Raw genomic sequence first — 26102 nt, 5'->3', positions numbered from 1 at the left:
CCCAGCTTAGCGACCTACCGTCAACCCACCGGTCGGGCGGACTTAGTGTGTGAGTCGTGGATATCAATGGAGCTAGCGCAATCGTCACCGGTGGCGCATCAGGTATCGGCGCGGCAACCGCCCGCCAGTTGGCTGCCAAGGGAGCCCGCGTCGTCGTGGCTGACCTGCAGGCCGAAAAGGGCGAGGCACTCGCCAAAGAGATCGGCGGCGTGTTCGTCACCGTCGACGTGACCAATACCGACCAGATCATCGATGCGGTCAACACCGCTGCCGATCTGGGCCCGCTGCGGGCCCTGGTGAACTCGGCAGGCATCGGCTGGGCCCAGCGCACCATCGGCAAGGACGGCCAGTTCGAATCCGCCCACAACCTCGACGTCTACAAGAAGGTGCTGGCGATCAACCTGGTCGGCACCTTCGACTGCATCCGGCTGGCCGCCACCGCGATGAGCCGTAATGAGCTCACCGACACCGGCGAACGCGGCGCGATCGTCAACATGACCAGCGTCGCAGCCTTCGACGGCCAGATCGGGCAGGCGGCGTACTCCTCGTCCAAGGGCGGCGTCGTCGGCCTGACCCTGCCGGTCGCGCGTGATCTCTCCGCGGTGGGCATCCGCGTCAACACCGTCGCTCCGGGCCTCATCGACACCCCGATCTACGGGGAAGGCGAGGCGTCCGAAGCGTTCAAGGCCAAGCTCGGCGAATCCGTGCTCTTCCCGCACCGCCTGGGCAAGCCCGAAGAACTGGCCTCGATGGTCATCGAGCTGATCACCAACTCGTACATGAACGCCGAGGTGGTCCGCGTCGACGGCGGAATCCGGATGCCACCCAAGTAGTTTCGCCAGTAGTTTCGCGAGCAGACGCAAAGGTCCCCGCACGCCCGGCGTGTCGGGGACCCTTGTGTCTGCTCGGCGGGGAAGGGTTACCAGTCCGACTCGTCGAACCTGATGACGCCGCGAATGTTGTTGCCGTCCAACATGTCCTGGTAGCCCTGGTTGATGTCCTCGAGCTTGTAGGTGCGCGTGATCATGTCATCGATGTTGAGCAGCCCCGACTTGTAGAGCGCGGTCAGCCGCGGCGTCTCCACATGCGAGCTGCCGCCGCCGAAGATGTTGCCCTTCAACGTCTTCTGCAGCATGGTGAACAGGAACAGGTTGAGCTTGACGTCGGCGTCCATCATCGACCCCATGCCCGTCACCACGCAGGTGCCGGTCTTGGCGGTGAGGATCATCGCCTCTTCGATGTACTCGCCCTTCATCTCGCCGACCGCGATGATGACCTTGTCGCCCATCAGGCCGTGGGTGACGTCGATGATCGGAGCGATGGCCTCGGCCATCGACGGGTAAACGTGCGTCGCGCCGAACTTGATGGCCTGTTCACGCTTCCACTCGTTCGGGTCGATGGCGATGACCTGCTTGGCCCCCGAGATCACCGCGCCCTGCAGCGCGCTCATGCCGATACCGCCGACACCGACGATGATGACCGTCTCGCCGGGCTTGACATCGGCGACGTTGGTGGCCGAGCCGAAACCCGTCGGCACCGCGCAACCCATGATGGCCGCGGTCTCGAACGGGATGTCCTTGTCGATCTTGACGACCGAATCCTTGTGCACGGTCATGTACGGCGCGAACGTGCCGAGCAGGTTCATCGGCGACACCTCGCGGTCGCCGGCATGGATGCGGCTGGTGCCGTCGGCGATGGCCTTGCCACCCAGCAGCACGGCGCCACGGTCACACAGCGACCGGAAGCCCTTCAGGCATGGCGGACATTCACCACAGGCCGGGATGAAGGCGAGGATGACGTGGTCACCCTCTTCGATGCCGGTGACGTTCTTGCCGACCTTCGTGACCACACCCGCGCCCTCATGGCCGCCGAGTGCGGGCAACGCGATCGGGGTGGCTCCGGTGGTGATGTGGTAGTCGGAGTGGCACATGCCCGCGGCATGCATCCGGATCTGTACCTCGTCGGCGACGGGGTCCCCAAGGTCGATCTCGTCGACCTTGAACGGCGAATTGAGTTCCCACAGCAGGGCGCCCTTGGTCTTCATGACAGGCGATCATAGAACACGTTTCAGAAAGTGTGACAAACAGCACTCTGAACTGGATGTATGTGAGCTTCTCTTCGTCATTTGTCTGTGCGCCGAGTGGCCACTTGTGTCACGCGATTGGCTGGTTTGCGTGTCATAACTGGCCACTCGGCGCGGTCGGGTTATCCCCAAACTGGAGTTCATCCACAGCGCCGGCCCGCGGTGCGGCTCGGGCGGCTATCTCGTCGGCCCTCGGCGACACCGTGGGCACATGGAGAGACCAATTCTCGGATCTGAGGCGCTTGCCGCGCGAGCGATGACCCGGCGAGCACTGGCGAACCGATACGACGCGATCTACCGCGACGTCTATCTGGCCAAGGGCGTGGAGTTGACCGCGGCGCTGCGAGCCGAGGCGGCCTGGTTGTTCGCCGGGCGACAAGCGACATTGGCAGGGCTCTCGGCGGCAGCGGTGTACGGCACGCGGTGGATCGAGACGGGCGAGCCTGCCGAGTTCTATCGCCGCAACGGCAAGCCCGTGCGCGGGATCTTGGTGCACCGCGACGAACTCCTGGATGACGAGACTCGGCTGTTCACCGGGATTTCAGTGACGACGCCGGCACGCACGGCGTTCGACCTCGGCCGGCGCCGCGGCAGGGACGAGGCGGTCATCCGGCTGGATGCGCTCGCCCAGGCGACGTTCGTGACGGCGGACGACGTCAACCCTCTGCTGCAGCGCCATCCAGGTGTGCGTGGACTGGTTCAACTGCGTGAGGTGCTGGGCCTCATGGACGGTGGCGCTGAATCGCCGCAGGAAACCCGCACCCGGCTGGTTCTCGTCGACGCGGGGCTGCCGAAGCCCGAGACGCAGATTGTGGTGCCTGGCGACTTCGGCGGTAGAAGTCACGCACGAATTGACATGGGCTATAAGGAGTTAAAGGTAGGTGTCGAGTATGAGGGCGCACAGCATTGGACAGATCCGCGAGTGCGCGCCAATGATATCGAGCGCTATGCAGAGTTGGCCGCGCTGGGCTGGTTGATCATCCGTGTCGGGGCTGAGCTGCTGGATCGTCGACCGTGGGTTCTCGTTGCCCGCGTCTGTGTTGCGCTGCGGGCAGCCGGCGCCGAATGGCCAGTTATCGCACGCATTTTGGGCGATCGCGTGGCATAACTGGCCACTCGGCGGGTGACGGGGCCGGCGGGTGACGGGCGTGGGTGGCTATGGGTGTCGAGTGGCCAGTTGTGTACGCAATTCCGGGGTTTCGCGTGGCATAAGTGGCCACTCGGCGGCTAGAGGGAAGCCGGCAGCCCGAACTTCTCGAACAACGACTGGTCCATGAATGCCACGACATGGGATATGCCGTCAGCGCCGATGGCCAGCACGTGCAACTGGAACGCTTCGTGCACGCCGGTCTCGGGATTGAGCATGTACATCGCCGCGGCGGGCTGATCGTTGGCGGTCGTCGGGATGAACCGCATGTCGCCGGCTTTCTCGGCCGGGCACTTGTTGCGCGACAAGTCGCCGATGGCCTGCGGGCCGCGATACCAACTGTCGAAGGGGGGCATTTCCCAGATGGCCTCGGCAGTGAAGAGCTCCACGAGCTTGTCGATGTCGTAGGCCTCGAATGCAGCGATGTAGCGGCTGAGCATGTCCTGCGCTTCGGGCGACTCGGGCGCGACCACCGGGTCGTCCTGTGTGGGACCGGCGGCTTCGAGCTGGGCCCTGGCGCGTTGCAGCAGGCTGTTGACGGCGGCCGTGGAAGAACCCAGCGCACCGGCAACTTCCGAGGCTTTCCACTGCAAGACCTCGCGCATCACCAGCACGGCGCGCTGGCGGGGAGACAGGTGTTGGAGCGCCGCCACGAATGCCAGCCGCACCGATTCGCGGTTGCCGACGATGTTCACCGGATCGGCGGACTCGTCGGGCAGCGGCTCGAGCCAGGGCACTTCGTGGTGCTCGGCGACGTCCTCTGTGCCTGTCGAGCTCGGGGTGCCCAACCCGGACGGCAGCGGTCGGCGCTGACGGCCTTCGAGAGCCGTCAGGCAGGTGTTGGTGGCGATCCGGTAGAGCCACGTCCGGACCGAGGATTTGCCTTGAAAGCCCTCGTAGGACTTCCATGCGCGCAGATAGGTCTCCTGCACCAGATCTTCGGCGTCGTGCAGCGAGCCGGTCATCCGGTAACAGTGCGCGAGCAGCTCGCGCCGGTACCGCTGGGCGTCGGCGAGGAAGGCGTCAGCCGGACTGCCGCTGTCGAGTGAAGGTGCGAGCACGGTCACGTCGTCGAGCCTACGCACGCCCACCGACAACTACGATCGAAAAATGGCTCGGCGGGGGGTGGAAGGCTGGAATATCGCGGCCTTCGTGCTGTATGTCCTCCTTATCCCGGCCGCCTTCATCGAGTTCATGATGAGTGCTCTGGGCTTCGGCATGGCCACCGATGGCTGCCACGACGCGGCCTGCGACGCCAGCTACCACGAAGAAGCCGCGATCATCACCGTGGGAATCGGACTGGTCGTGGTCTTGGTGGCCACCGGCGCGGTGATGCTCTATGGCCTGACCCGCGGGAAGATCGTCATTGTCTGGCCGTTCGTCGCCGCGGCGGCCATGGTCGGCGTGTTCGTCCTGGGTACCGCAGTGCTGCATTAACCGTTAACCTGCACCCCGCTACGCTCGCCTGATGACCAGTACCCGTACCGAGCGGACCTTCGACGGCGTCGGCGGGGTGCGCATCGTCTACGACGAGTGGACGCCGGAGGGTGAGCCCCGCGGCGTCATCGTGCTGTCGCACGGGCTGGGCGAACACGCGGGGCGCTACCACCACGTCGCGCAGCGCTTCGGTGAGGCCGGGCTGATCGTCTACGCCCTCGATCACCGCGGCCACGGCCGGTCCGGTGGCAAGCGGGTGTACCTGCGGGACATGTCGGAATACGTCGGCGACTTCCACACCCTGGTCGGTATCGCGGCCACCGAGCATCCTGATCTCACCCGCATCGTGCTCGGGCACAGCATGGGTGGCGGCATCGTGTTCAGCTACGGCGTCGAATATCCCGACGAGTACACCGCGATGGTGCTGTCCGGGCCCGCGGTGGCCGCGCAGGCCTCACTGTCAGCGCTGCTGGTCGTCGCGGCCAAGGTGCTCGGCAAGATCGCTCCCGGGCTGCCCGTCGAAGAACTCGACGCCACTGCCGTCTCCCGGGACCCCGCCGTGGTCGCCGCGTACAACGCCGACCCGCTCGTGTGGCACGGCAAGGTGCCTGCGGGCATCGCCAGGGCCTTGATCCTCGTCGGTGAGACCATGCCGCAACGGGCCTCCGCGCTGGCCGCTCCGCTGCTGGTGGTGCACGGCGAGAAGGATCGGCTGGTGCCGGTCGAAGGCAGTCATCGCCTCGTCGAGTGCGTCGCCGCCGAAGACGTCCACCTCAAGGTGTACCCGGGCCTGTACCACGAGGTGTTCAACGAGCCCGAGCAGGCGCTGGTGCTCGACGACGTCACGTCGTGGATCGAGGCGCATCTGTGAGACGAATTGCCGCCGCACTGCTGTCTGTGCTGCTGCTGGCCGGTTGCGGATCCGAGCAGCCGGCCAAATGGGTCGACCAGGACGTCAGTTTCGACGCCGACGGCCTGACCATCTTCGGCACCTACCGCAACAACGGCCGGTCCGGTCCGGCCGCGCTGCTGATCTCCGAGAGCGGGCCGACGGACCGCAACGGCGACAACAAGGTGGTCGGCCCGATCGGCAACATGCGCCAGATCGCCGAGGCGCTGTCCGACGACGGCGTGGCCACCCTGCGCTACGACAAGATCGGTACCGGCAAGACCAGGCTGGGGCCCTACCAGCAGAAGCCGACGGAGGTCGTCAGCGCCGTCTACACCACCGGCGCGGCGGCCGCGCTGAAGTTCCTCGGCGACCAGTCCCACACAGACAAGGATCGACTGTCGATCTACGCGGTCGGTGAGGGCGCGATCCATGCCATGACGCTGGCCGGCCGGGGTGAGGAGAAAGTGCATTCGGTGGCGCTGTTGCAGCCGCTCGCGGGCCGGTACCTGGACATCATCACCAATCGGGTGCGCTCGGGGTCGACACCGGAGGTGCTCAACGCCTGGCTGGGTGCCGTGGAGCAGATTCGCACCAAGGGCACGGTCCCGGACAACCTGCCCGAGGGCCTGAGCGCGATCGTCAACAAGGGCAACCTGAACGCCATCGTCGAAGCCGACAAGATCGATCCCCTGGCACTGGCGGCCGCGCTGCCTGCCGGCTTGCCGGTCCTGCTGACCTGCTCGGATTCGGACTCCCAGGCGAGCTGCGACGCCGAACGTCCGTTGATCGACGCGCTGCATCACACGGCGCTCAAGGTCGTCGAGCTCAAGGGCGTCAACCACATCCTGCGCGACGACCCGACCGACAGCATCGCGAACTACGGCAAGCCCGGCCCGCTGTCCCCGCAGGTGCTCGATGCGCTGAAGGCTTTCTCCGGGCAGTGATGTCAGGGGTGTTTTCTAGGATCGTGCCGTGAGCGACGACAAGATGCTGGCGCGTATCGCCGCCCTGTTGCGCCAGGCCGAGGGCACAGACAATGCGCACGAGGCCGAGGCGTTCATGGCCGCTGCGCAGCGGCTGGCCACGGCCACCGCAATCGACCTGGCGGTGGCCCGGTCGCATTCCGCCCAGCGCACCAAGGCGCAGATGCCGGTACAGCGCACCGTGACCATCGGGCAGGCAGGCACCAAGGGGCTGCGCACGTATGTGCAGTTGTTCGTGATGATCGGGATGGCCAACGACGTGAAATGCGATGTCGCGTCGAACTCGACGTTCGTCTACGCCTACGGTTTCGCCGAAGACATCGACGCCACCCATGCCCTCTACACCAGCCTGGTGCTGCAGATGGTCAAGGCATCGGAGTCCTACATCGCCTCCGGCGCGCACCGGCCGACCCCGACCATCACCGCGCGGCTGAACTTCCAGCTGGCATTCGGCTCCCGCATCGGGCAACGGCTGACCAAGGCCCGCGAGGAGGCCAAACAGGAAGCCGACCGCACGGACCAGCCGGGGACGGCAATTGCCTTGCGGGACAAGGATATCGAGCTGAAGAGCTTCTACCGCCAGGCCTCGCAGGCGCGGGGCACGTGGCGGGCCACCAGCGCGTCGGCCGGCTATTCCTCGGCGGCGCGCCGGGCCGGGGACCGCGCCGGGCAGCGGGCGCGGCTCGGGCCCAACACCGAGTTGTCGGGCGCGCGCGGCGCATTGGAGCAGTGACGGCGCGAGATGCTCAGCGGGCCAAGGTGTATGCCGCGGAGCAGTTCGTGCGGACCATGTTCGACCGTGCGGCGCAACACAGTTCACGCGCCATCGACTTCTTCGGTATCTCGCTGACGTTGCCGCCGGAGGCGAAATTCGGCTCGGTGGAGTCGGTGCAGCGCTATGTCGACGACGTGCTCGCCCGCGTCGGCGCCCCGCCAGTGAGCGTGCGGGCCCGTCGCGGTACCGCCGCCGCCCACTATGAACTCATCGATGGTGCGGCCGTCATCGCGGTGCCCGAACGGGATTCGACGTGGGCGTTGCGCGAGCTCGTCGTGCTGCACGAACTGGCCCACCACCTCAGTCCCGCGCCGCCGCCGCATGGGCCGGCCTTCGTCGCCACCTACTGCGAACTGTGCGAAACCATCATGGGGCCGGAGGTCGGCCTGGTGTTGCGGATGGTGTACGCGCAAGAAGGCGTGGTCTAGCCTGGCTGAGGTGACCGAGCCCGCGGACGTCGACGCCATGTTCACCCAGCTGCTGCACACCGAGGACGACGCGCTGATCGCCGCTCGGGAATCCTCGACGACCGCCGGGATGCCCGCCATCGAGGTGTCTGCTCAGCACGGAAAGTTGTTGTCGCTGTTGGCCAGAATGTCAGGGGCGCGGCGGGTGCTGGAGATCGGCACGCTGGCCGGCTACAGCACCATCAGCCTGGCCCGCGCGGTCGGCGAGGCGGGCCACGTCGTCACCCTCGAATACGATCCCCGCCATGCCGAGGTGGCCCGGACCAACCTGGTGCGCGCCGGGGTTGCCGAACGTGTCGAGGTGATCGTCGACGCGGCGTTGGACACCCTGCCGCGGCTCGCGGAGCGGGGGGACGTGTTCGATCTGGCGTTCATCGACGCCGACAAGGAGAACAACGTCGCCTACGTCGAATGGGCGATCAAGCTCGGCCATCCCGGGTCGATCATCGTGGTGGACAACGTAACCCGGTTCGGCCGGGTGTTGGCTCCCGCCGCCGACGATCATCAGGCCCGCGCGGTGCGCGACATGCTGGAGATGATGGGCAACCATCCTCGGTTGGACACCGCGGCGATTCAGACCGTGGGCACCAAGGGGTGGGACGGGTTCGCCGTGGCCGTCGTCAGTTGAGAGCTGGAACGCGACGAGCGTGCGTGAACTGCTGCCGATAGACGGTGTGTCGGGCAGCAGACACGCACGCTCGCGGTGCTGGGTGAGGTGCTTCGAGAGGTGCCTAAGCCGAGGCGTCGGCGGTCTGCTTCTCCGCCGGCTTGGGCCAGGGCTCGGGGACGGGGCGCTGGCGCACCAATTGGGGCCACCAGAACCACTTTCCGAGCAGGGCTGCGATCGACGGCGTCATCAATGAGCGGATGACGAGGGTGTCGAAGAGCAGGCCGAGGCCGATGGTGGTGCCGACCTGGCCGATGACGGCGAGTTCGCTGACGGCCATGGACATCATGGTGAAGGCGAACACCAGGCCTGCCGAGGTGACCACCGAGCCGGTGCCGCCCATGGCGCGGATGATGCCGGTGTTGAGCCCCGCGTGGATCTCTTCTTTGAACCGCGACACCAGCAGCAGGTTGTAGTCGGCGCCGACGGCCAACAAGATGATCACCGACATGGCCAGCACCATCCAGTGCAGCTCCAGCCCGACCAGGTGCTGCCAGATGAGCACCGACAAGCCGAAGGACGCACCCAGGGACAGCACCACCGTGCCGACGATGACGGCCGAGGCCACCACGCTGCGGGTGATGATCAACATGATGATGAAGATCAGGCAGAGCGAGGCGATTCCGGCAATCAACAGGTCGTAGTTGGCGCCCTCCTGCATGTCGCTGAACATGGCCGCGGTACCGCCGAGATAGATCTTGGACCCTTCCAGCGGGGTGCCTTTGATGGCTTCCTTGGCGGCCAGCTTGATCGGTGCGACGTGCGAGATGCCTTCGGGGCTCATGGGATCACCGTCGTGGCTGATGATGAACCGCACCGCGTGCCCGTCGGGCGACAGGAACATCTTCATGCCGCGCTTGAAGTCGGGATTGTCGAACGCTTCCGGCGGCAGATAGAACGAGTCGTCGTTCTTGGCCTTGTCGAACGCCTGTCCCATGGCGGTGGAGTTGTCCTGCATGGCGGCCATCTGATCCTGCAAACCACCCTGGGTGGCCTGCATGGTCTGCATCATGGCCTTCATCGACGTCATCGTCGCGATCATGGGCGGCATCAACGCGAGCATCTGCGGCAGCATCGCGTTGAGGTGGTCCATGTCGGGGACGATGTTCTTGAAGTCGTCGGTCATGGTGTCGATGCCGTCAAGCGCGTCGAACACCGACCGCATGGCCTGACACATCGGGATGTCGTAGCAGTGCGGTTCCCAGTACAGGTAGTTGCGGATGGGCCGGAAGAAATCGTCGAAATCGGCGATGTGGTCCCGCAATTCCTCGATATCCGCGACCATGCCGTGCATCTTGCCGACCATGCTGTTCATGGTCTTCGACATCTCGGTCATCAGCGCGATCATCCGAGTCATCGTGTCGATCATCGTCTGCATCTGCTCGGCCTGGACACCCATGTCCTTCATGCGGTCCTGCATGTACTTCTGATTCATGGTCTGGGTGGTGCCCTGCATGCTGATGTTGAACGGGATCGAGGTGTGCTCGATGGGCGTGCCTTGCGGGCGTGTGATGGCCTGTACGCGGGAGATGCCCGGCACTCCGACCACCCGCTTGGCGATCCGTTCGATGACCAGGAAGTCCGCGGAGTTGCGCAGATCGTGGTCGCTCTCGATGAGCAGGAGCTCGGGGTTCATCCGGGCCTGGGAGAAGTGCCGGTCGGCGACGGCGTAGCCGGTGTTGGCCGGCAGGTCCGTCGGCAGGTACTTGCGGTCGTTGTAGTTGGTCCGGTAGCCCGGCAGCGTCAGCAACCCGACGAGTGCGAGCCCGATGGTGGCGACGAGGATCGGCACGGGCCAGCGCACCACCGCGGCGCCGATCTTGCGCCAGCCGCGAGTACGCATGGCGCGCTTGGGTTCCAGGGTCTTGCCGAACTTCGTGGCGACCGTGATGATCGCCGGGCCCATCGTGAGTGCGACGACAACCACCATGACCATGCCGATGGCCAGCGGGATACCCAGCGACTGGAAATAGGGCAGCCGGGTGAAATGCAGGCAGAAGGTGGCGCCCGCGATGGTCAGACCCGAGCCCAGCACCACGTGCGCGGTGCCGTGGAACATCGTGTAGTAGGCCGATTCCCGGTCCTCACCGACACTGCGGGCCTCTTGATATCGGCCTATCAGGAAGATCGCGTAGTCCGTCGAGGCGGCGATCGCGAGCATCACCAACAGGTTCGTCGCGAACGTCGAGAGCCCGATGATGTTGTAGTAGCCGAGGAACGCGATCAGACCGCGCGCCGCCGACAGTGACATGACGACCATCAGGATCGTCAGGATCACGGTGATGATCGACCGGTACACCGTCAGCAACATGACGATGATGACCACGAAGGTCAGGGCCGTGATCATCTCGAGGCTGCGGTTACCGGCGATCTCCTGGTCGGCCGACATCGCGGCCGGGCCCGTCACGTAGGCGTGCACCCCTGGCGGAGCCGGCACGCTCTTGACGATGTTCTCCGCGGCTTCGACGGACTCGTTGGCCAGCGCCTCACCCTGGTTACCGGCCGTGTAGACCTGCACGTAGGAGGCCTTGCCGTCGGAGCTCTGAGCACCCGATGCGGTCAGCGGGTCGCCCCAGAAGTCCTGCACGTGCTCGATGTGCTTGGTGTCGGCGCGCAGCTTGGCGACGATCTGGTCGTAATAGTCGTGTGCGGCCTGGTCGAGTGCGTGGTCGCTTTCCAGCACGATCATGACCGAGCTGTTGGACTTGAATTCTTCGAAAACCTGACCGACGCGCTTCATCGCGATCATCGACGGGGCGTCGTCGGGGCTCATCGAGACCGAGCGCATCTTCCCCACCTCTTCGAGCTGGGGAACGATCACGTTGAGCACCACGATGACCGCGATCCAGCCGAGGATGATCGGCAGCGCCAGCCGCCGGATCCACTTGGCGATGCCGCTGTGGTCGGCGGCATGCTTGGGCGGCGGGCTCGCCGGGAACGCGTCGGTGGGCGCGTCGTGCGTGGGGGTGCTCATGCAGATTTCACCAAGCAGAAGGTCTGGGCGTTGACGCCGGTGGACGTGCGCTGGTCTTTGAGTTCGTCATCGACGGTGATGCGGCAGCTGATGGTGCTGCCGTCGCCTTGCGCCACGATGTTGGGGAACACCGACGGCGCGGTGCTCTCCAGTCGCAGTGTCCACGGCAGGGACACCCCGTCGACGCGCTGGGGCTGGGCGTCGAGGTCCAGGTAGTTGACGTCGGCGGTGGCGCCGGGTTCCCCGGTGATCTCGTAGACCACGACTTTGGGGTCGAACGGTTTGGTGTCGTCGACCTTCGCGCTGGCGACACCCGAGCCGTCACCGGCACCGAAGAAGGTACGGACCCGCATCACGGTGAATGCCCCGATGACCACCACCACGAGGATCAGCACGGGGATCCAGAACCGTCTCAAGAGCTTCATGTTTCGCTGGTCAGCCTTTCGGATGCAGGCAGCTGTCCTTGCCGTACGACAAGTGAAACCTATACAGTCGGCTAACTTCAATCAAGTCGATTGGGTAATCCAAGGTGTGACCTGAGACGCCCTTGGGTACGCTCCTGGCGACGGAGGGACGAGTGTGGCGAAGGCAGTGGCGCCGCGCGGGTTCGCGCGTGAACGAGTGTTGGAAGCAGCACTCGCTCTATTCGCAGAGCACGGGGTCAACGGCACGTCCCTGCAGATGATCGCCGATCGACTCGGGGTCAGCAAGGCCGCCGTCTACTACCAGTTCCACTCCAAGGAAGAGATCGTCCTGGCCGTCATCCAGCCAGTGTTCGACGACATGGCGCGGCTGGTCAGGATCGCCGAAGCGATGTCCACTCCCGAGGCGCAGCAGGAAGTCGCGGTCAACGGGATGGTCGATTTCACGGTGCGCCACCGCCGCGTGACCGCGGTGTTCCACGGCGACCCGGCCATCGACACTCTGGTCAACAGCCGGGCCGATCTCAGTGACATCATCGAGCGGCTCACCGTGATGCTGCTCGGTACCGATCCCGATGTCACCACCAGGATCGTCATTTCCGTGCTGGCCTCCGGAATGTACGGCAGCGCAACCGATCCCAAGCTCAGCGACATCGATGACGGCGACCTGCACCAGGTGCTGCTGGACTGCTGTCAGCGGCTGATGCGCACGCGAGGCGCAATTGGGGATCTGCGCACGCGAGGAGCAATTGGGATCTAGCCACGCAGTGCGGAGGCGAAGATCGCAGGCAGCTTGCTCCATCCCGGTGAGCCGGCGAAGTCGACCAGCAGCCGGCCCGTGGTGGCCGCGGTGCGGTTGTTGACGAACCACGGCGGCTTCGGCGACAGTGACCACTCCCGGTGCAGCACCGAACGTGGCGACGGGCGGAACGGTCCCCGCACGACCGTGCGTTCGGGCCGGTCGATCAGGAATGCGTTGTGCACCACGCCGACTCCGCTCTGGATGTCGTTGCGCAGGTGCCCCGGGAACGCGCCCCAGGTTGCGGTGGGGGTCAGGTAACCGACGCCGGTCCAGGCGTTGACGGCGATGGTGCCGTAGCGCAGCTGCGCGATCAGCTCCTCGAACTTGTCGCCGAGCCCGGTGATGGTGTCGGGGTGCGCAATGATGTTGACCCCGAGCGTGCCGACGAACTCGTCGTTGGCGACCCGGACTGCTTCCTCGGCGAATTGTTCACCCGCAGGGTCGAGTTCGATGATGCCCAATACGGGACTGAAGTACTCGGTGTGCAGCAGGGCCTGACGATCCTGCGGATCGACGACGAGCACGCGGGCTCCGTTGACGCCGAGGTGCTGAGCTTCCGGGTAGGACGCGTCGGCGCCGGCCACCCGCGCATCGGAGCCCGGGTAGTACGCCGGGCGCTGCGGTGCGTCGTTGAGGGCCTTGCGCAGCGCCGCGATGAACTCGTCGCGTTGCGGCCAGTGTTTGGACAACACCACCACCTGCGCGGCGATGCAGTTGTAGCCGTTGTTGTGCAGCCGCTGGGTGGCGACGTGGTTGGCCTGGAAATCGATGTCGGCCTTGGTCCACTGGCCCGGCAGCACGATCGTCGGCGACACCCCGCCCAGCTCGGCCGTCATCTCTTTGTGTAGCACCGGCTCGTCGGCGGCCTTGCGGGCCGCGCCCTCGGTGCCGGTGCCGAACACGATCGCGTCGTAGGTCAGCGCGCTACCGGTCATGTGCACGTGGTCAACGAGCTTGTGCCGCACCAGGTATGTGCCCTCGTCGGCGCCACCGGTGAGGATCCGCACCGCGCCGACGGCGATGAACGGCGCCAGCACCTTGGACAACACCGGTAGCAGCGGATCGGTGATCGGGTTGAGCTTGAGCGCCACCACCCGGTTGTTGGCGAACAGTTCGTAGATGGTGTCCAGCGGGGCGATCGAGAAGATGTTGCCCGCGCCCAGCACCGCGCCCACGCCGTGGGTGTGGCTCGGATCCCGCTGGGCAAGTCCGGCGGCCCGCACCGCCTCGGCCTGTCCGATGCCGGGTTGCAGCCACACGTCGGCGCTGAAACCGGACAGCAGTAGTTGGTCGAAGGTGGTGAGCGGCAACGCTTTCACGGTGAGGCGCCCGCCCGGGGCGGTACCGAATTCGGCGTCGTCGAGCGGGCTGCGCCCGGCTTCGAGCTTGGCCAGACTCTCCGAGAGCGCGGCCAGGCCGAAGGTCAGGGCGTACGGGCCGGACATCCACTCCTCGCCCACCAGGGGTGAGGACGCGTCGAGCCCTTTGATGCCGATGGCGGCATGCACCCATTCGGCGGCGTGTTCGACGGTCAGGGTGCGCATCTCGTCGAGCAGGCGTCTGCGGGCGGCCAACGGCAGTGCCGCCCAGTTCTTCTCGCCCTCGACGAGTTCTTCGAGGGCGCGGTCGATGTGTTCGGTCATAGGTCAGCTCGCGGTCTTGTCGAATTCCAGCAGTGCATCGTGATGGTTGTGCGCATAGGGCGCGGGGCCCTCGCCGATCTCCCGCTTGGCCACGATGTGACTGTACTGCTCGAACGGTGTCGCCTTGCCCCACTTGGCCCGGGCTTCCGCCGGGGTGTAGGTGACCGTGTTCTTGGCCGGGACGCCCAGCAGCACGGGTCCGACGATCGGCGTGGTGTGCGGCGTCGTCAGGTTCAGTGCCTTGATCTCCAGCCGCGGGTTGCTCGCGATCAGCTTGAGGAACGGGCGCACCACCAGGCGGGCCGCGACGTCGGCGAACCGATTCTGCGGGATACCACCGAGCAGCCGCATCCACTGCGGCATGGTCGCGATGATGGCGGCGCGCATCGGGATGTTGAACGCCTTGCGCAGCAGGTGCGGCATCTTCTCCGGCAGGATGTGGTACCCGAGGTCGACCAGGTAGTCCATCATCCGCTGGGCCACTTCGGAGCCCACCAGATCGGGACGGAAGCTCTCGAAGTACTCGCGGATGCCCTCGCGGGTGCGCGGCACGTCATCGGGATTGATGGTCTGGAATTCGGCGGCTCGCGCGCATTCCTCCCAGTACTGCAGCTCCTCGGCCTCGGTCAGCTTGCCCGGGCCGAACATCTCGTAGGTGTAGAGGATCGAGTGCCAGGCGGTCAGGTGGATCCACAGCTGCGAGTGCGGATCGTTGGCGTCGAACGGCCGCTTGGTGATGGGCTCGGTACCGACGGCCTTGGAGTGGATCTTCACCAGGATCTCCGATGCGTCGAGCACCGACTTGGCGTCGCCGAAGGCCACCAGCGCGAAGTACTGCATGGTCCGGTCGTAACGCAGCCGGGTGCGGGCGTAGACCTGCCCGGTGGCGTCGACGGCGGCGGCCAGGAACGGGTCCAGGTGCTCGATGGTCACCGCGCGGGAGAAGCCCAGCAGCATCGAGGTGGGGTAGCTCCACACCTTCCAGGTGACCGATTCGGGGCCGAAGAAGCCGTAGTCCTCGGCGGGGGCGAGTGCTGTGGACACCGCATTCATCTGCGTCGTTCCCTTCGAAACTAGGTGGTACAAGGTGTACCAGTTAGGCTATGGTACGTCATGTACCACTTAATTGGCTAGAGTGTGTTGCGTGGAGTCAGTCAGCGGCCGGACGGCCAGGTGGGCCGGGCAGCGCGAACGCCGCCGGGCCGAGTTCGTCGACGCGGCATTGTCGGCGATCGCCGAACACGGACCGCAGACCTCGACCGAACAGATCGCCGCATACGTCGGCGTCACCCGCACCAAGCTCTACCGGCATTTCACCGATGCGGCCGACCTGCAGCGCGCGGTCGCGCAGCGGGCCAGCGAGATGCTCAACGCCGAACTGGCGCCGCTGTGGACACCGCACGGATCGATGGCCCAGATCATCGAGGCCAGCGTCGGCGCCCATGTGCGGTTCCTCGTCGACCACCGCAACCTCTACCGCTACCTGGCGCGCTGTTCGCTCGGCGAGGACGGCTCGGCGCCCGACGCGATCGCCGACATCAAGCTCACCATCGGTACCCAGCTGTGCCAGCTGTTCGCTGTGTACCTCAACGCTTTCGGCGTGGACACCGACCCGCAGCCGCTGGCGTTCGCGATCGTCGGGCTCGTGGAGTCCTCGGCGGGCCGCTGGCTCGACCATCCGGGGCCGACATCGGCGGAGGGGCTGGTCGCCGACCTGGTGCGCTGGATCTGGTTGCTGGTCGACGACACGCTGCGGGCCGGCGGTGTCCATCTCGACCGGGACGAACCGCTGGCGACGCCGGACGTTATCGCGGCCGACACCCAGCGTTATCGGATGGTGGGTCAATAACGGTCCCTGTGAGCGTTTCGCGCCCTATCCTGACCTCGGGGAACCCGGTTTTCGAGGGGTGGCATGACGCTGACGGGACGCAACGACGAGCTCGGCACCATTCGTCGGGTGTTGCACGGCAGCAAGCATTGCGGCGTCATGATCGTCGGGCCGGCAGGCGTCGGCAAAACCGCACTGGCCCGTCAGGTACTCAGCCAGGCCGCCACCACAGGTGACCGCACCAGCTGGTTCGTCGGCACCGAATCCGCCCGGTCGCTGCCGCTGGGCGCGTTCACCGGGGCTATCAGCCAGGACATGTGCGATCCGCTGCCCAGCGTCCGCAGGTTGATCGATTCCTTTGTCGCTCAACAACACCAACGCCGCAGCATGATCGGGGTCGACGACGCGCACCTGCTCGACGAGCTCTCCGCACATGTCCTGCACCAACTGGCCCAGGCCAGGGGAGTGCGGCTGGTGGTCACCGCACGGGCCGGCGGCGCCGCCCCCGACGCCGTCACCGCGTTGTGGAAGGACGGCCTGCTCGCCAGGCTCGACCTGGAGCCGCTGTCGGCCGAGGCGACGCGCGCCTTCATCGAGCAGACGCTCGGCGGCCCGGTCGACAGCCGCAGCGCACGGCGGTTCTGGAAGCTCACCGGCGGCAACGCGCTGTATCTGCAGCAGGTACTGAAAGACCAGATCGACGGCCAACGCCTGCGGCAGGTGGCCGGGGTGTGGATGTGGGACGGCGACCTGGCCGTCTCGCAGAGCATCACCGACATGGTGGGCAGCAACCTCGACCGGTTGCCTGCCGGCCCGGCCATGGTGGTCGACCTGCTGTCGCAATGCGAACCCCTCGATGTCGACGTGCTGTGCGACCTGGTGAGCCGCGAGGATCTGGAAGCCGCCGAGACGCTGCGGGTCGTCACGGTCGAACGCGACGGATCGCGGCTGCAGGTTCGGCTGGCCCATCCGCTCTACGGTGAGCTGCGCCGCGCCACCGCCGGCGAGATGCATCTGTCGGGGCTTCGGGGACGGCTCGTCGAGCGGCTGTCATCGAACCCCGACGACGATCTGCGCGCCACGGTCCGGCGCGCCCTGCTGATGCTCGGCTCGGACCTCAAGCCCGACCCGCAGCTGTACCTCGATGCCGCCCGAGCGGCGATGACGCTGCTGGATCCGCACGCGGCGGACCGCTTCGCCGCCGCGGCCGACGAGTGCGGGGCTTACGAGGCCGCGCCGATGCGGGCGATGGCGCTACTGCTGCTCGGCCGCGGCGAGCAGACGGAAACCGTGCTGGCCCAGATCAGTTCGGAGGGTCGCCCGGACGCGCATCGGTGGGCGACGCTGCGGGCCGCCAACCTGACCTGGATGCTGGGCCGCCCCCGCGACGCCGCGGTCATCCTCGAGCAGTTGGCCGCCGAGCCGGAGTCGGAATCCGACCGGGCGGCCCGCCTGGCGATCCAGGCCGGCGTCGACGCCGTGCTGGGGCGCTGTGAAGCGGCGCGTGACAATGCCCGGGCCGCAATCGCATCGGGCCTGCTGCCCGACTACCACGCCATGATCGCGGCGGTGGCGCTGACGATGGCCCTGGGCGCGCTGGGTGAAGTCGACGACCTCAACGAGGTCGCTACCGACGCGATCGACCGGGCGATCAACTCGTTCGAGTCGTCGCAGACCCGATTCTGGTACGGCGGTGTGTACGCCCGGGCCTGCCGGTTGACCGGGCGGATCGACGAATGTGTGCGTAACGCCAAGCAATTGGCTGATTCGGCGCGGGACCTGCCCGGCCTGGCCCAGGCCAACCTGGCGTTCCTGCTCGGCCATGTCGAGTTGGTCCGCGGCGCGATACCCGAGGCGGTCGGGCTACTGCACGAGGCGCTCGCCGGCGTCGAAACCCACGGGGGCTCAACAGGTCTGCGCCCGGCGAGCTGCTTCGGCCTGGCCGAGGCGCACGGCAAACTCGGGCAGGCCGAGGAGGCAGCCCAGGCGTTGGCGCAGGCCCGGCAATGGGTACCGGACGACTACGTGTACATGCAGACCAACCTCTCACTGGCCACCGGATGGGCCATGGCCGCAGGCGGATCGCTGACCGAGGCCATCGCCGCCGTCCGCGCCGCCGCCACCGAGGCCCGTGAACGCCACCAACCCACCCACGAACTCGCCTGCCTGCAGGCGGCGACCCAGTGGGGTGACACCTCCGGCGCCGCGCGGGCTGCCGAACTGGCCGCCGAGTTGCGACTTCCACTGGCCGACGCGGTCGCGCGGCACGCCGCGGCGCTGGCTGCGAATGACGGTGCAGGCTTGCTCGACGCGTCGAGCAAGTACCAGGCGATCGGGGACCGGGTGACCGCCGCCGACGCCGCCGCGCAGGCGGCCGTCGCGTTCAGCGGATCCGGGCAGGGCAAGCGCGGGTTGTATGCCGCGGCGGTGGCACGCCAACTCGCCACGGACTGCGGGGGCATTTGCACGCCGGCACTGCGGCACCCGGCGGGCCAGCCGCTGACCCAAAGACAGCGCGAGATCGTCGAATTCGTCGTCGCCGGGCTGTCCAACAAGGAGATCGCCAAGCGACTCGTGATGTCGGTGCGCAGCGTCGAAGGCCACCTGTATCGCGCCTGCCAACGCGTCGGGGCGAGCTCGCGCGAAGAACTGGCCGCGATCGTGCGGGGTGGCTTTCGGGGTTAGCTGACGCGGCAGTGCCCGCTCTTGCCGAGTGCAAGCGTTCATCTTCTCCGACCACGGCGGACCGGCGTAATCTGGGCAGTGAATGGATGGGTGCGGCACGGGCCGAATCCCTTGCCGCGTAGTGGAAGGGGTAGGAAATGACAACGGTCCATTCGTCAATCGATCAACACCCCGACATCCTGGCGCTGCGGGCCAACTACGACCGTGTCGCCGAGTCGATGGCAGCGCAGGCGACCTTCGGCCTGACCTTGATGGCAGGGCTCTACGTTGCGTTGTCGCCGTGGATCGTCGGCTTCGAAGCCACGTCAAGGCTGACCATCAACGACCTGATCATCGGCGGCACCATTGGATTCCTGGCCCTGTGCTTCGGGTGTGCGCTCGACCGCAGCCACGGCTTGACGTGGACGGTGCCGGTCTTCGGTGTGTGGTTGATCATCTCGCCGTGGATCTTCGTCACCGGGCCGACTGCGGGCATGATCTGGTCGAACGTGGTCAGCGGTGTCGTGGTGTGCCTGCTCGGCCTCTACGCGGCATATCTCGGGATGCGCTTCCGCAACTCCGGTACTCGGCACGCCTGATCCCGCAGTCAATCTCGACGTCGGGCGCGGAGCAGGTCCGCCGCCTCGGTCTGATAGGCGTGTTCGGCCCATTGCAGTGGCGTGGAGCCGAACCGCCCATCGGTGAGTGACGGGTCCGCACCCGCGTCCAGCAGCCTCCGGATCAGCACCAGGTCGCCTTCCCAGACGGCCTGGTGCAGTGGCGTGGCGCCGTCATCGTCGCGGGCGTTCGGGTCGTCGGGAAAGCCCGGAACACTCACGTCGACCCCGGATATGTCGATGCCGTGGCGCGCCAGCAGGTCGAGTCGCTCCGTGAAGCCGTGCTCCGCAGCCCAGTGGATCTGGCGCTGCCACATCTGTTCTCGGGTCTCCATGGCCTCGCCGAGCCGGCGCTCCCACGGGCTGGGCTCGGCATCGGCCAGGCCATGGGCGAACAACAGGTCCAGGTGTGAATTGTCGGGGCGGAACATCCGGTTGTAGAGCGTCTGCTGGTCGACCGGATGGGCGCCGCGGTGCAGCAGCAGGGTGGCCAACGCGGCGGCCTGCGGGTGGCGCGGCTGACGGCGTGGCCCCTGCTCGCCCTCCCCGAACACCCCGGTCAACAGTGTGAACGGCGTCGACAGCCCGCACCACAGGTAACCGGCATTGGGGTCGGCGCCGGCATCGAGCAGCAACGCCGCGGCCTTGGTGACGTCTTCGGCGGTGTGGCTCAACGGAACTCGTGAATAGCAGAGATACATCAGCGGTGCCCAGCCGAACGGTCCGCCGCCGGTGTTGGCGAGCGCGGGCCGCTTGCGCAGATGGCCGGCGAGCGCGTCGGGGTCGGCGGCCGCGGCGGCGGCCCAGACGCTGCGCTCGACCAGTGCGGGGTCGGCAGCCAGCAGATCCGCCGCGGACTGCCACCGGGGCGGAGCGTCGGATTCGTTGTACCGCAATGACGCCCAGGAGCAGAACCGGTCGGCCGGGTCGAGGGTGTTCTCGTCGACGGCGCCCGGGTCGACGCTGAGTGCGGCTGCTTCGCGCAGGTAGTGCACCAGCGCGGGCCAGCTGGTGAAGCCGTACCGGCGAGCGACCGTGAGCTGGGCTTGGTGCAGCGGGGTGTGATTCGCACGTTGCAGCGTGCGTGCTTCATCACGGAGCTTGTCCAGTGCCGGATTGTTGGGCAGTCGGCTGGCCATGACGGCCTCCTCTCATACGCCCGCGTCCGCGAATCGGGCCGAGAAGAGGTCGGTCACAAGGTAAGTCGATCGGCAGGGAGGCTGAGCCTCTTCGAGCGGACATCGGGCGTTCCTGCGCGCCCGGTCTCACTGTACCGGCCCGCGAGCGTGCGCGAAATGCTGACGATTTGCGGTGTGTCGGCCAGCAGACTCCCCCGCAAGCGGGAGGGGCCCCCAGCACGCTCGCGGTGCAGGGGACCCCCTACGTGCAGACGGCGCCGACGGCGGCGGACTGCACCAGCTTGGTGTACTTGGCCAGCACGCCGGTGGTGTACGTCGGGGGCAGCGGCTGCCAGCCGTCCTTGCGCCCGGCGAGTTCAGCCTCGTCGACGAGGATGTCGAGCGTGCCGTTGGCGACGTCGAGGCGGATCCGGTCACCGTCGCGCACGAATGCGATCGGACCGCCGTCGACGGCCTCCGGTGCGATGTGCCCGACGCACAGACCCGTCGTCCCGCCGGAGAACCGGCCGTCGGTCATCAGCAGCACGTCCTTGCCCAGCCCGGCGCCCTTGATCGCGCCGGTGATGGCCAGCATCTCGCGCATACCCGGGCCGCCCTTGGGGCCCTCGTAGCGGATGACCACGACGTCGCCGTGGGTGATGGTGCCGTCTTCCAGAGCGTCCAGCGCCGCGCGCTCACGCTCGAAAACCCGTGCGGTGCCTTCGAACACGTCGGAGTCGAAGCCCGCGGACTTGACCACGGCACCCTCGGGGGCCAGCGACCCGTGCAGGATCGTGATGCCGCCCGTGGGATGGATAGGGTTGTTCATCGCGCGCAGCACCTTGCCGTCCGGATCGGGCGGCGCGATGTGGGCGAGGTTCTCGGCCATCGTCTTGCCGGTGACCGTCAGGCAATCCCCGTGCAGCAGACCGGCATCCAGCAGCGCGCGCATCACCACGGGCACGCCGCCGATCTCGTCGACATCCTTCATGACGTGGCGACCGAACGGCTTGACGTCCGCCAGGTGCGGCACCTTGGCGCCGATGCGGGTGAAATCGGCCAGCGTCAGCTCGACCTCGGCCTCGCGGGCGATGGCCAGCAGGTGCAGCACCGCGTTGGTGGACCCGCCGAAGGCCATGACCACGGCGATGGCGTTCTCGAACGCCTCCTTGGTCAAGATGTCGCGGGCGGTGATGCCGCGGCGCAGCATTTCGACGACCGCTTCGCCCGACCTGCGGGCGAACTCGTCGCGCCGCTTGTCGATGGCGACGGGAGATGCACTGCCCGGCAACGACATGCCGAGGGCCTCGGCCGCCGAAGCCATGGTGTTCGCGGTGTACATGCCGCCACACGCACCCTCACCCGGACAGATGGCGCGCTCGATGATGTCGACGTCCTCACGCGACATCAGCCCGCGGGCGCACGCGCCGACCGCCTCGAAGGCGTCGATGATCGTGACTTCCTTCTCGGTGCCGTCGGTCAACTTCGCGACGCCGGGCATGATCGAGCCGTTGTAGAAGAAGACGCTCGCCAGGTTCAGTCGCGCGGCCGCCATCAGCATGCCGGGGATCGACTTGTCGCAGCCGGCCAGCAGCACGCTGCCGTCGAGGCGCTCGGCCTGGATGACGGTCTCGACGCTGTCGGCGATCACCTCGCGGGACACCAGCGAGAAGTGCATACCTTCGTGGCCCATCGAGATGCCGTCGGACACCGAGATGGTGCCGAACTCCAGCGGGTACCCACCTGCGGCGTGCACACCGTCCTTGACCGACTGCGCGAGGCGCTGCAGCGACATGTTGCACGGGGTGATCTCGTTCCACGACGACCCGACGCCGATCTGCGGTTTGACCCAGTCGTCGTCGCCCATCCCTACCGCGCGCAGCATGCCGCGGGCTGCGGCCTTCTCCAGGCCGTCGGTGACGTCGCGGCTGCGCGGCTTGATATCAGGAGTTTCCGAGGAGGGCATGGAAGCAGTATGCCGCGTGCCGTTTCTCCCGGCCAAACCAGTATTCATACCCCGGAGGGGTACCGGTATGCTGGTCTGATGGATGTGGCTGAGGGCTCTGGGGTGCATGGATACTCGCCCCAGAAGGACAACTACGCCAAACGGCTGCGCCGGATCGAGGGGCAGGTCCGCGGGATCGCGAAAATGATCGAAGAGGACAAGTACTGCATCGACGTCCTCACCCAGATCAGCGCCGTCAACAGTGCGTTGCAATCGGTGGCGCTGGGGCTGCTCGACGAACACCTCGGCCACTGCGTCACCCAGGCCGTGGCGGAGGGTGGCGAGCAGGCCGACGCCAAACTCGCCGAGGCCTCGGCCGCGATCGCACGGCTGGTGCGGTCCTAGCTTCCGAGCTCGCGCTCGATGCGTTCGACCTTCGCGGTGAGCTGACCGGTGTAGCCCGGGCGGATGTCGGCCTTGAGCACCAGGCTGACGCGCGACGACACCGCGGCCACGGCTTCGACGGCCCGTTTGACCACCGGCATGACCTCGTCCCACTCACCCTCGATGTTGGTGAACATCGCGTTGGTCTCATTCGGCAGGCCTGACTCGCGGACCACCCGGACGGCTTCGGCCACGGCGGCGCCGACACCACCGGACTCGTCACCGCCCATCGGGCTGACACTGAAGGCGACAATCATGTCGTCAATTCTGCGCGGCCGTCCGCGAGCCCGACGAAAGTGTTGTCACCGGGCGATTCGAGCGACGTTTGCGTCGAACTCGGCGTTAGGACGGCCTAGTGCTTGCTGTAGAGCGTCGGGCGCACCACCAAGACCACGCGGTCGGCGACGTCGGCCGGAACCTCGGTCAGCGATCCGCTGTAGCGGTCGTTGAGCTTGAGGAAGAACTCCGCCTTCGGATCCGGCACGATCTCCTCGACCACACCGCGAACCTCCAGGTAGCGGTACGGATTGTCGGGATCGTGGATCGACATCGCCACCGCGGGCTGCGCCGTGATGTTGCGGTACTTCTGCCGCTTGGTGGTGTGGGTGAAACGCAGCCGTGAGCCGTCCCAGTCGAACCACATCGGGTTCACCTGGGCCGTGCCGTCGGGCCGGGTGGTGGCCAGATGGCCGAACAACGGCCGATCGAGCAGGTCTTCAAACCCATCCGGTACAGCAACCATTACGCATCCCTTCGGTTCGGTTGTCCGAAACTGCAACGCCAAGCCGTTACCGTGGCATCCCACCATGACCGTCGAGCTGTCGTCGACATCCACAGGCCCGTGGACGGTGCGCGTCGCCGCATCGCTCACGGTGCTGGCCGCAGCGTCCTTCATCTACGTCACCGCCGAGATCCTCCCGGTCGGCGCGCTGCCGGTGATCGCCGCGGATCTGCGGGTCAGTGAAGGGCTGGTCGGCAGTCTGATGGCCTGCTACGCGCTGGTCGCGGCGGTGACGACGGTCGCCCTGGTGCGGCTGACCGCGTCCTGGCCGCGGCGTCGCACCCTGCTCGCGACGCTGGTGTGCCTGACCGTCTCGCAAGCCATTTCGGCCATCGCCCCGAACTTCGCGGTGCTGGCCGGCGGGCGCGTGCTGTGCGCGCTGACCCACGGTCTGATGTGGTCGGTGATCGCGCCCATCGGAGCGCGGCTGGTACCGCCCAGCCACGCCGGCCGGGCCACCGCGGCGGTCTACGTCGGTACCGGCCTGGCCCTGGTGGCGGGCAACCCGCTGACCGCGGCGATGAGCGAGTTGTGGGGCTGGCGGATGGCCGTGGCGGTGGTGGCAGGCGCCGCAGCGGCGGTGGCGCTGGCGGCCTGGGTGATCTTGCCGCCGATGCCGGTGGCCCGCGACGACGTGCCTGCCCGCCAGGTGCACCGCCACAACGGCCGGTTGATGACGCTGTCCGGGCTGACACTCATCGGCGTCACCGGGCATTTCATCGCCTATACGTTCATCGTGGTGATCATCCGCGACGTGGTGGGTGTGCACGGACCGCACTTGGCCTGGCTGCTCGCCGGCTACGGCGTCGCCGGACTGATCGCGATGGCGGCCATGGCGCGGCCGCTGGACCACTGGCCCAAGGCCTCGGTGGTGGCGTGTCTGGCCGCGCTGGCCGCCGCGCTGGCGGCGTTGACGACGCTGGCGTTCGACAGCGCCGCAGGCACGCTGACGGTGCTGGTCGGGGTGGCAGCCATGGTGTTGTGGGGCGCGGCGTCGACCGCATTGCCACCCATGCTGCAAGCCTCGGCGATGCGCACATCACCCGAGGATCCCGACGGCGCGTCCGGCCGCTACGTGGCCGCCTTCCAGGTGGGCATCATGGCCGGCTCCCTGGTCGGTGGCGTGCTCTTCGACAACGCCGGCCTGGCCGTCATGATCGCCGCCTCGGCGGCGTTGATCGTCGTCGCGATGGTCGGAGTACTGGCCACCCGCGACGTGTTCAAGGTTTCCTGCGCAACCACCGAGAAGTAACGCCGGACACGTCTGCGCCGACTGACAGTGCAGTTCAGCGCCGTGGATACGGCCGGGGTCGGGGTGTGAAGGCCTCTCGCGGCAGTAGCTGGTCTCCGCGCTGTGCGACACTGGAGAAAGTTCTGCTGTCTGGAGGTTATCTATGCCGAAATCGGCAAAACGCAGACTGATCACCGTTTTCATGGCCGCGGGATTGGTCGGCGGACTCGTGTTGAGCCCGTCCGCGCTGGCGGATCCCGACGTGCCACCGGCGCCCGTGGACCCAGCTTTCCCGCCGCCACCTCCAGGCGTGCTGCCTGCGCCCGACCCCGCCGCCGCGGCCGATCCGCTGGCCCCGGCTGCGCAACCGGCCGCCGTTCCGCCGTCGGTCACCAACTACGGCGCCCCCGCGGTGATCCCCTCGGGTACCCCGGCCGGCCAGAACCCGACCCCGTACACGGGCGAGCCGGTGTTCCTGCCGCCGTCCTTCAACCCGGTCAACGGGTCCATGGTGGGCGTCGCCAAGCCGATCTACATCCAGTTCCAGCGGCCCATCGCCGACAAGAAGCTCGCCGAGGACGCCATCCACATCTCGTCGAACCCGCCGGTGCCCGGCCGGTTCTACTGGGTCAACGACACCCAGGTGCGCTGGCGGCCGCAGGACTTCTGGCCGTCCAACACGGTGGTGAACATCGACGCGGGCGGCACCAAGTCCAGCTTCCGCGTGGGTGACTACCTGGTGGCCACCGTCGACGACAAGGCCCACCAGATGCAGGTGATGCGCAACGGGAAGCTGGAGAAGACCTTCCCCGTGTCGATGGGCAAGCCCGACGGCAAGCACGAGACCAAGAACGGCACCTACTACGTGCTGGAGAAGTTCCCCAGCATCGTCATGGATTCGGCCACCTACGGCGTGCCCAACACGTCGCCCGAGGGCTACAAGCTGACGGTGCAGGACGCGGTCCGCATCGACAACAGCGGCGCGTTCGTGCACAGCGCCCCGTGGTCGGTGGCCGATCAGGGCAAGCGCAACGTGAGCCACGGTTGCATCAACCTCAGTCCGGAGAACGCGCAGTGGTTCTACGACAACTTCGGCAGCGGTGACCCGGTCGTCATCAAGAACTCCACGGGCCTGTACAACCAGCCCGACGGCGCTTCCGACTGGCAGATTTTCTAGTTCGG

25 protein-coding genes are annotated in these 26102 nt (G+C 66.9%); 15 read left to right on the top strand and 10 right to left on the bottom strand.

The window, feature by feature from the left end; translation table 11 throughout:
- The first annotated feature begins 56 nt into the window (after positions 1-56).
- A complete protein-coding gene (locus BTO20_RS35485) occupies positions 57-833 on the top strand; it encodes an SDR family NAD(P)-dependent oxidoreductase (RefSeq protein WP_083166798.1) in 777 nt (258 codons plus the stop codon).
- Between the two features lie 86 nt (positions 834-919).
- Here the strand turns inward: BTO20_RS35485 and BTO20_RS35480 are convergent, their stop codons facing one another.
- Positions 920-2044 (bottom strand): NDMA-dependent alcohol dehydrogenase, encoded by a 1125-nt coding sequence (locus BTO20_RS35480; protein WP_087081042.1) that lies wholly within the window; start codon positions 2042-2044, stop codon positions 920-922.
- A 250-nt stretch (positions 2045-2294) separates the two neighbouring features.
- Here BTO20_RS35480 and BTO20_RS35475 point away from each other — a divergent pair, with 250 nt between their 5' ends.
- Complete coding sequence (locus BTO20_RS35475; protein ID WP_087081040.1) at positions 2295-3191, top strand: hypothetical protein; 897 nt, start codon at positions 2295-2297, stop codon at positions 3189-3191.
- A gap of 119 nt (positions 3192-3310) precedes the next feature.
- Here the strand turns inward: BTO20_RS35475 and BTO20_RS35470 are convergent, their stop codons facing one another.
- The gene (locus BTO20_RS35470; RefSeq protein WP_087081038.1) at positions 3311-4327 is read right to left on the bottom strand and encodes a sigma-70 family RNA polymerase sigma factor; all 1017 of its coding nucleotides are present in this window, start codon (positions 4325-4327) and stop codon (positions 3311-3313) included.
- A 13-nt stretch (positions 4328-4340) separates the two neighbouring features.
- Here BTO20_RS35470 and BTO20_RS35465 point away from each other — a divergent pair, with 13 nt between their 5' ends.
- The 6 genes from BTO20_RS35465 to BTO20_RS35440 are packed head-to-tail and all read left to right on the top strand — an operon-like array spanning position 4341 to position 8412.
- Positions 4341-4667 carry a hypothetical protein gene (locus tag BTO20_RS35465; RefSeq protein WP_087081036.1) on the top strand — a complete coding sequence of 109 codons (327 nt, stop codon included), beginning with the start codon at positions 4341-4343 and terminating at the stop codon, positions 4665-4667.
- 31 nt (positions 4668-4698) lie between these two features.
- Positions 4699-5538: an alpha/beta hydrolase gene (locus BTO20_RS35460; RefSeq protein ID WP_087081034.1), complete on the top strand. Its 840-nt coding sequence runs from the start codon at positions 4699-4701 to the stop codon at positions 5536-5538.
- A complete protein-coding gene (locus BTO20_RS35455; protein ID WP_087081032.1) occupies positions 5535-6503 on the top strand; it encodes a hypothetical protein in 969 nt (322 codons plus the stop codon). Before BTO20_RS35460 ends, BTO20_RS35455 begins: the two co-directional genes overlap by 4 nt.
- 28 nt (positions 6504-6531) lie before the next feature.
- Entirely contained in the window at positions 6532-7275 is a 744-nt protein-coding gene (locus tag BTO20_RS35450) for a DUF2786 domain-containing protein (protein ID WP_087081030.1), read from the top strand.
- On the top strand, positions 7272-7745 hold the full coding sequence (locus tag BTO20_RS35445) for a TIGR04338 family metallohydrolase (RefSeq protein ID WP_087081028.1): 474 nt from the start codon (positions 7272-7274) through the stop codon (positions 7743-7745). Before BTO20_RS35450 ends, BTO20_RS35445 begins: the two co-directional genes overlap by 4 nt.
- Positions 7746-7782: 37 nt before the next feature.
- The gene (locus BTO20_RS35440; protein ID WP_408632218.1) at positions 7783-8412 is read left to right on the top strand and encodes an O-methyltransferase; all 630 of its coding nucleotides are present in this window, start codon (positions 7783-7785) and stop codon (positions 8410-8412) included.
- 103 nt (positions 8413-8515) lie between these two features.
- Here BTO20_RS35440 and BTO20_RS35435 read toward each other — a convergent pair whose 3' ends face one another.
- Complete coding sequence (locus tag BTO20_RS35435) at positions 8516-11425, bottom strand: MMPL/RND family transporter (RefSeq protein ID WP_087081025.1); 2910 nt, start codon at positions 11423-11425, stop codon at positions 8516-8518.
- Positions 11422-11850, bottom strand: coding sequence for an MmpS family transport accessory protein (locus BTO20_RS35430; RefSeq protein ID WP_087081023.1), 429 nt, complete (start codon positions 11848-11850; stop codon positions 11422-11424). The genes BTO20_RS35435 and BTO20_RS35430 overlap by 4 nt, the downstream gene beginning before the upstream one ends.
- A gap of 154 nt (positions 11851-12004) precedes the next feature.
- Between BTO20_RS35430 and BTO20_RS35425 the strand changes: the two genes are divergently transcribed.
- Positions 12005-12607 (top strand): TetR/AcrR family transcriptional regulator, encoded by a 603-nt coding sequence (locus BTO20_RS35425; protein ID WP_087081021.1) that lies wholly within the window; start codon positions 12005-12007, stop codon positions 12605-12607.
- Here the strand turns inward: BTO20_RS35425 and BTO20_RS35420 are convergent.
- Both BTO20_RS35420 and BTO20_RS35415 read right to left on the bottom strand, forming a co-directional pair.
- Positions 12604-14292, bottom strand: coding sequence for an aldehyde dehydrogenase family protein (locus BTO20_RS35420; protein WP_087081020.1), 1689 nt, complete (start codon positions 14290-14292; stop codon positions 12604-12606). The two genes, BTO20_RS35425 and BTO20_RS35420, sit on opposite strands and share 4 nt — an antisense overlap.
- Before the next feature lie 3 nt (positions 14293-14295).
- Positions 14296-15336: an oxygenase MpaB family protein gene (locus BTO20_RS35415; RefSeq protein ID WP_232490966.1), complete on the bottom strand. Its 1041-nt coding sequence runs from the start codon at positions 15334-15336 to the stop codon at positions 14296-14298.
- 100 nt (positions 15337-15436) lie between these two features.
- Here BTO20_RS35415 and BTO20_RS35410 point away from each other — a divergent pair, with 100 nt between their 5' ends.
- From BTO20_RS35410 to BTO20_RS35400, 3 genes are all read left to right on the top strand, one after another.
- Positions 15437-16141, top strand: coding sequence for a TetR/AcrR family transcriptional regulator (locus tag BTO20_RS35410; protein WP_087081016.1), 705 nt, complete (start codon positions 15437-15439; stop codon positions 16139-16141).
- Between the two features lie 63 nt (positions 16142-16204).
- The gene (locus BTO20_RS35405) at positions 16205-18805 is read left to right on the top strand and encodes a LuxR C-terminal-related transcriptional regulator (protein ID WP_232490965.1); all 2601 of its coding nucleotides are present in this window, start codon (positions 16205-16207) and stop codon (positions 18803-18805) included.
- 137 nt (positions 18806-18942) lie between these two features.
- Complete coding sequence (locus BTO20_RS35400; RefSeq protein WP_087081014.1) at positions 18943-19383, top strand: SPW repeat protein; 441 nt, start codon at positions 18943-18945, stop codon at positions 19381-19383.
- Positions 19384-19391: 8 nt separating this feature from the next.
- Here BTO20_RS35400 and BTO20_RS35395 read toward each other — a convergent pair whose 3' ends face one another.
- Entirely contained in the window at positions 19392-20540 is a 1149-nt protein-coding gene (locus BTO20_RS35395; RefSeq protein WP_087081012.1) for an ankyrin repeat domain-containing protein, read from the bottom strand.
- 241 nt (positions 20541-20781) lie between these two features.
- Entirely contained in the window at positions 20782-22485 is a 1704-nt protein-coding gene (ilvD, locus tag BTO20_RS35390) for a dihydroxy-acid dehydratase (protein ID WP_087081010.1), read from the bottom strand.
- Positions 22486-22563: 78 nt separating this feature from the next.
- On the opposite strand from ilvD, the gene ricR reads away from it, so the two are divergent.
- Positions 22564-22869 (top strand): copper-sensing transcriptional repressor RicR, encoded by a 306-nt coding sequence (ricR, locus tag BTO20_RS35385; protein ID WP_087081008.1) that lies wholly within the window; start codon positions 22564-22566, stop codon positions 22867-22869.
- On the opposite strand, the gene BTO20_RS35380 is transcribed toward ricR, so the two are convergent.
- Positions 22866-23165 carry a thiamine-binding protein gene (locus BTO20_RS35380; protein WP_083166774.1) on the bottom strand — a complete coding sequence of 100 codons (300 nt, stop codon included), beginning with the start codon at positions 23163-23165 and terminating at the stop codon, positions 22866-22868. The genes ricR and BTO20_RS35380 overlap by 4 nt on opposite strands.
- Before the next feature lie 95 nt (positions 23166-23260).
- The gene (locus BTO20_RS35375) at positions 23261-23650 is read right to left on the bottom strand and encodes a PPOX class F420-dependent oxidoreductase (protein WP_087081006.1); all 390 of its coding nucleotides are present in this window, start codon (positions 23648-23650) and stop codon (positions 23261-23263) included.
- A gap of 64 nt (positions 23651-23714) precedes the next feature.
- On the opposite strand from BTO20_RS35375, the gene BTO20_RS35370 reads away from it, so the two are divergent.
- Both BTO20_RS35370 and BTO20_RS35365 read left to right on the top strand, forming a co-directional pair.
- Positions 23715-24941 (top strand): MFS transporter, encoded by a 1227-nt coding sequence (locus tag BTO20_RS35370; RefSeq protein ID WP_087081004.1) that lies wholly within the window; start codon positions 23715-23717, stop codon positions 24939-24941.
- Between the two features lie 142 nt (positions 24942-25083).
- On the top strand, positions 25084-26097 hold the full coding sequence (locus BTO20_RS35365) for a L,D-transpeptidase (RefSeq protein ID WP_087081002.1): 1014 nt from the start codon (positions 25084-25086) through the stop codon (positions 26095-26097).
- The last annotated feature ends 5 nt before the right edge of the window (positions 26098-26102 follow it).

The organism is Mycobacterium dioxanotrophicus, from assembly GCF_002157835.1.
GTDB classification, from domain to species: domain Bacteria; phylum Actinomycetota; class Actinomycetes; order Mycobacteriales; family Mycobacteriaceae; genus Mycobacterium; species Mycobacterium dioxanotrophicus.
Note: the sequence above shows the minus strand (reverse complement) of the source record. Positions and strands in the feature narration are given on the sequence as shown.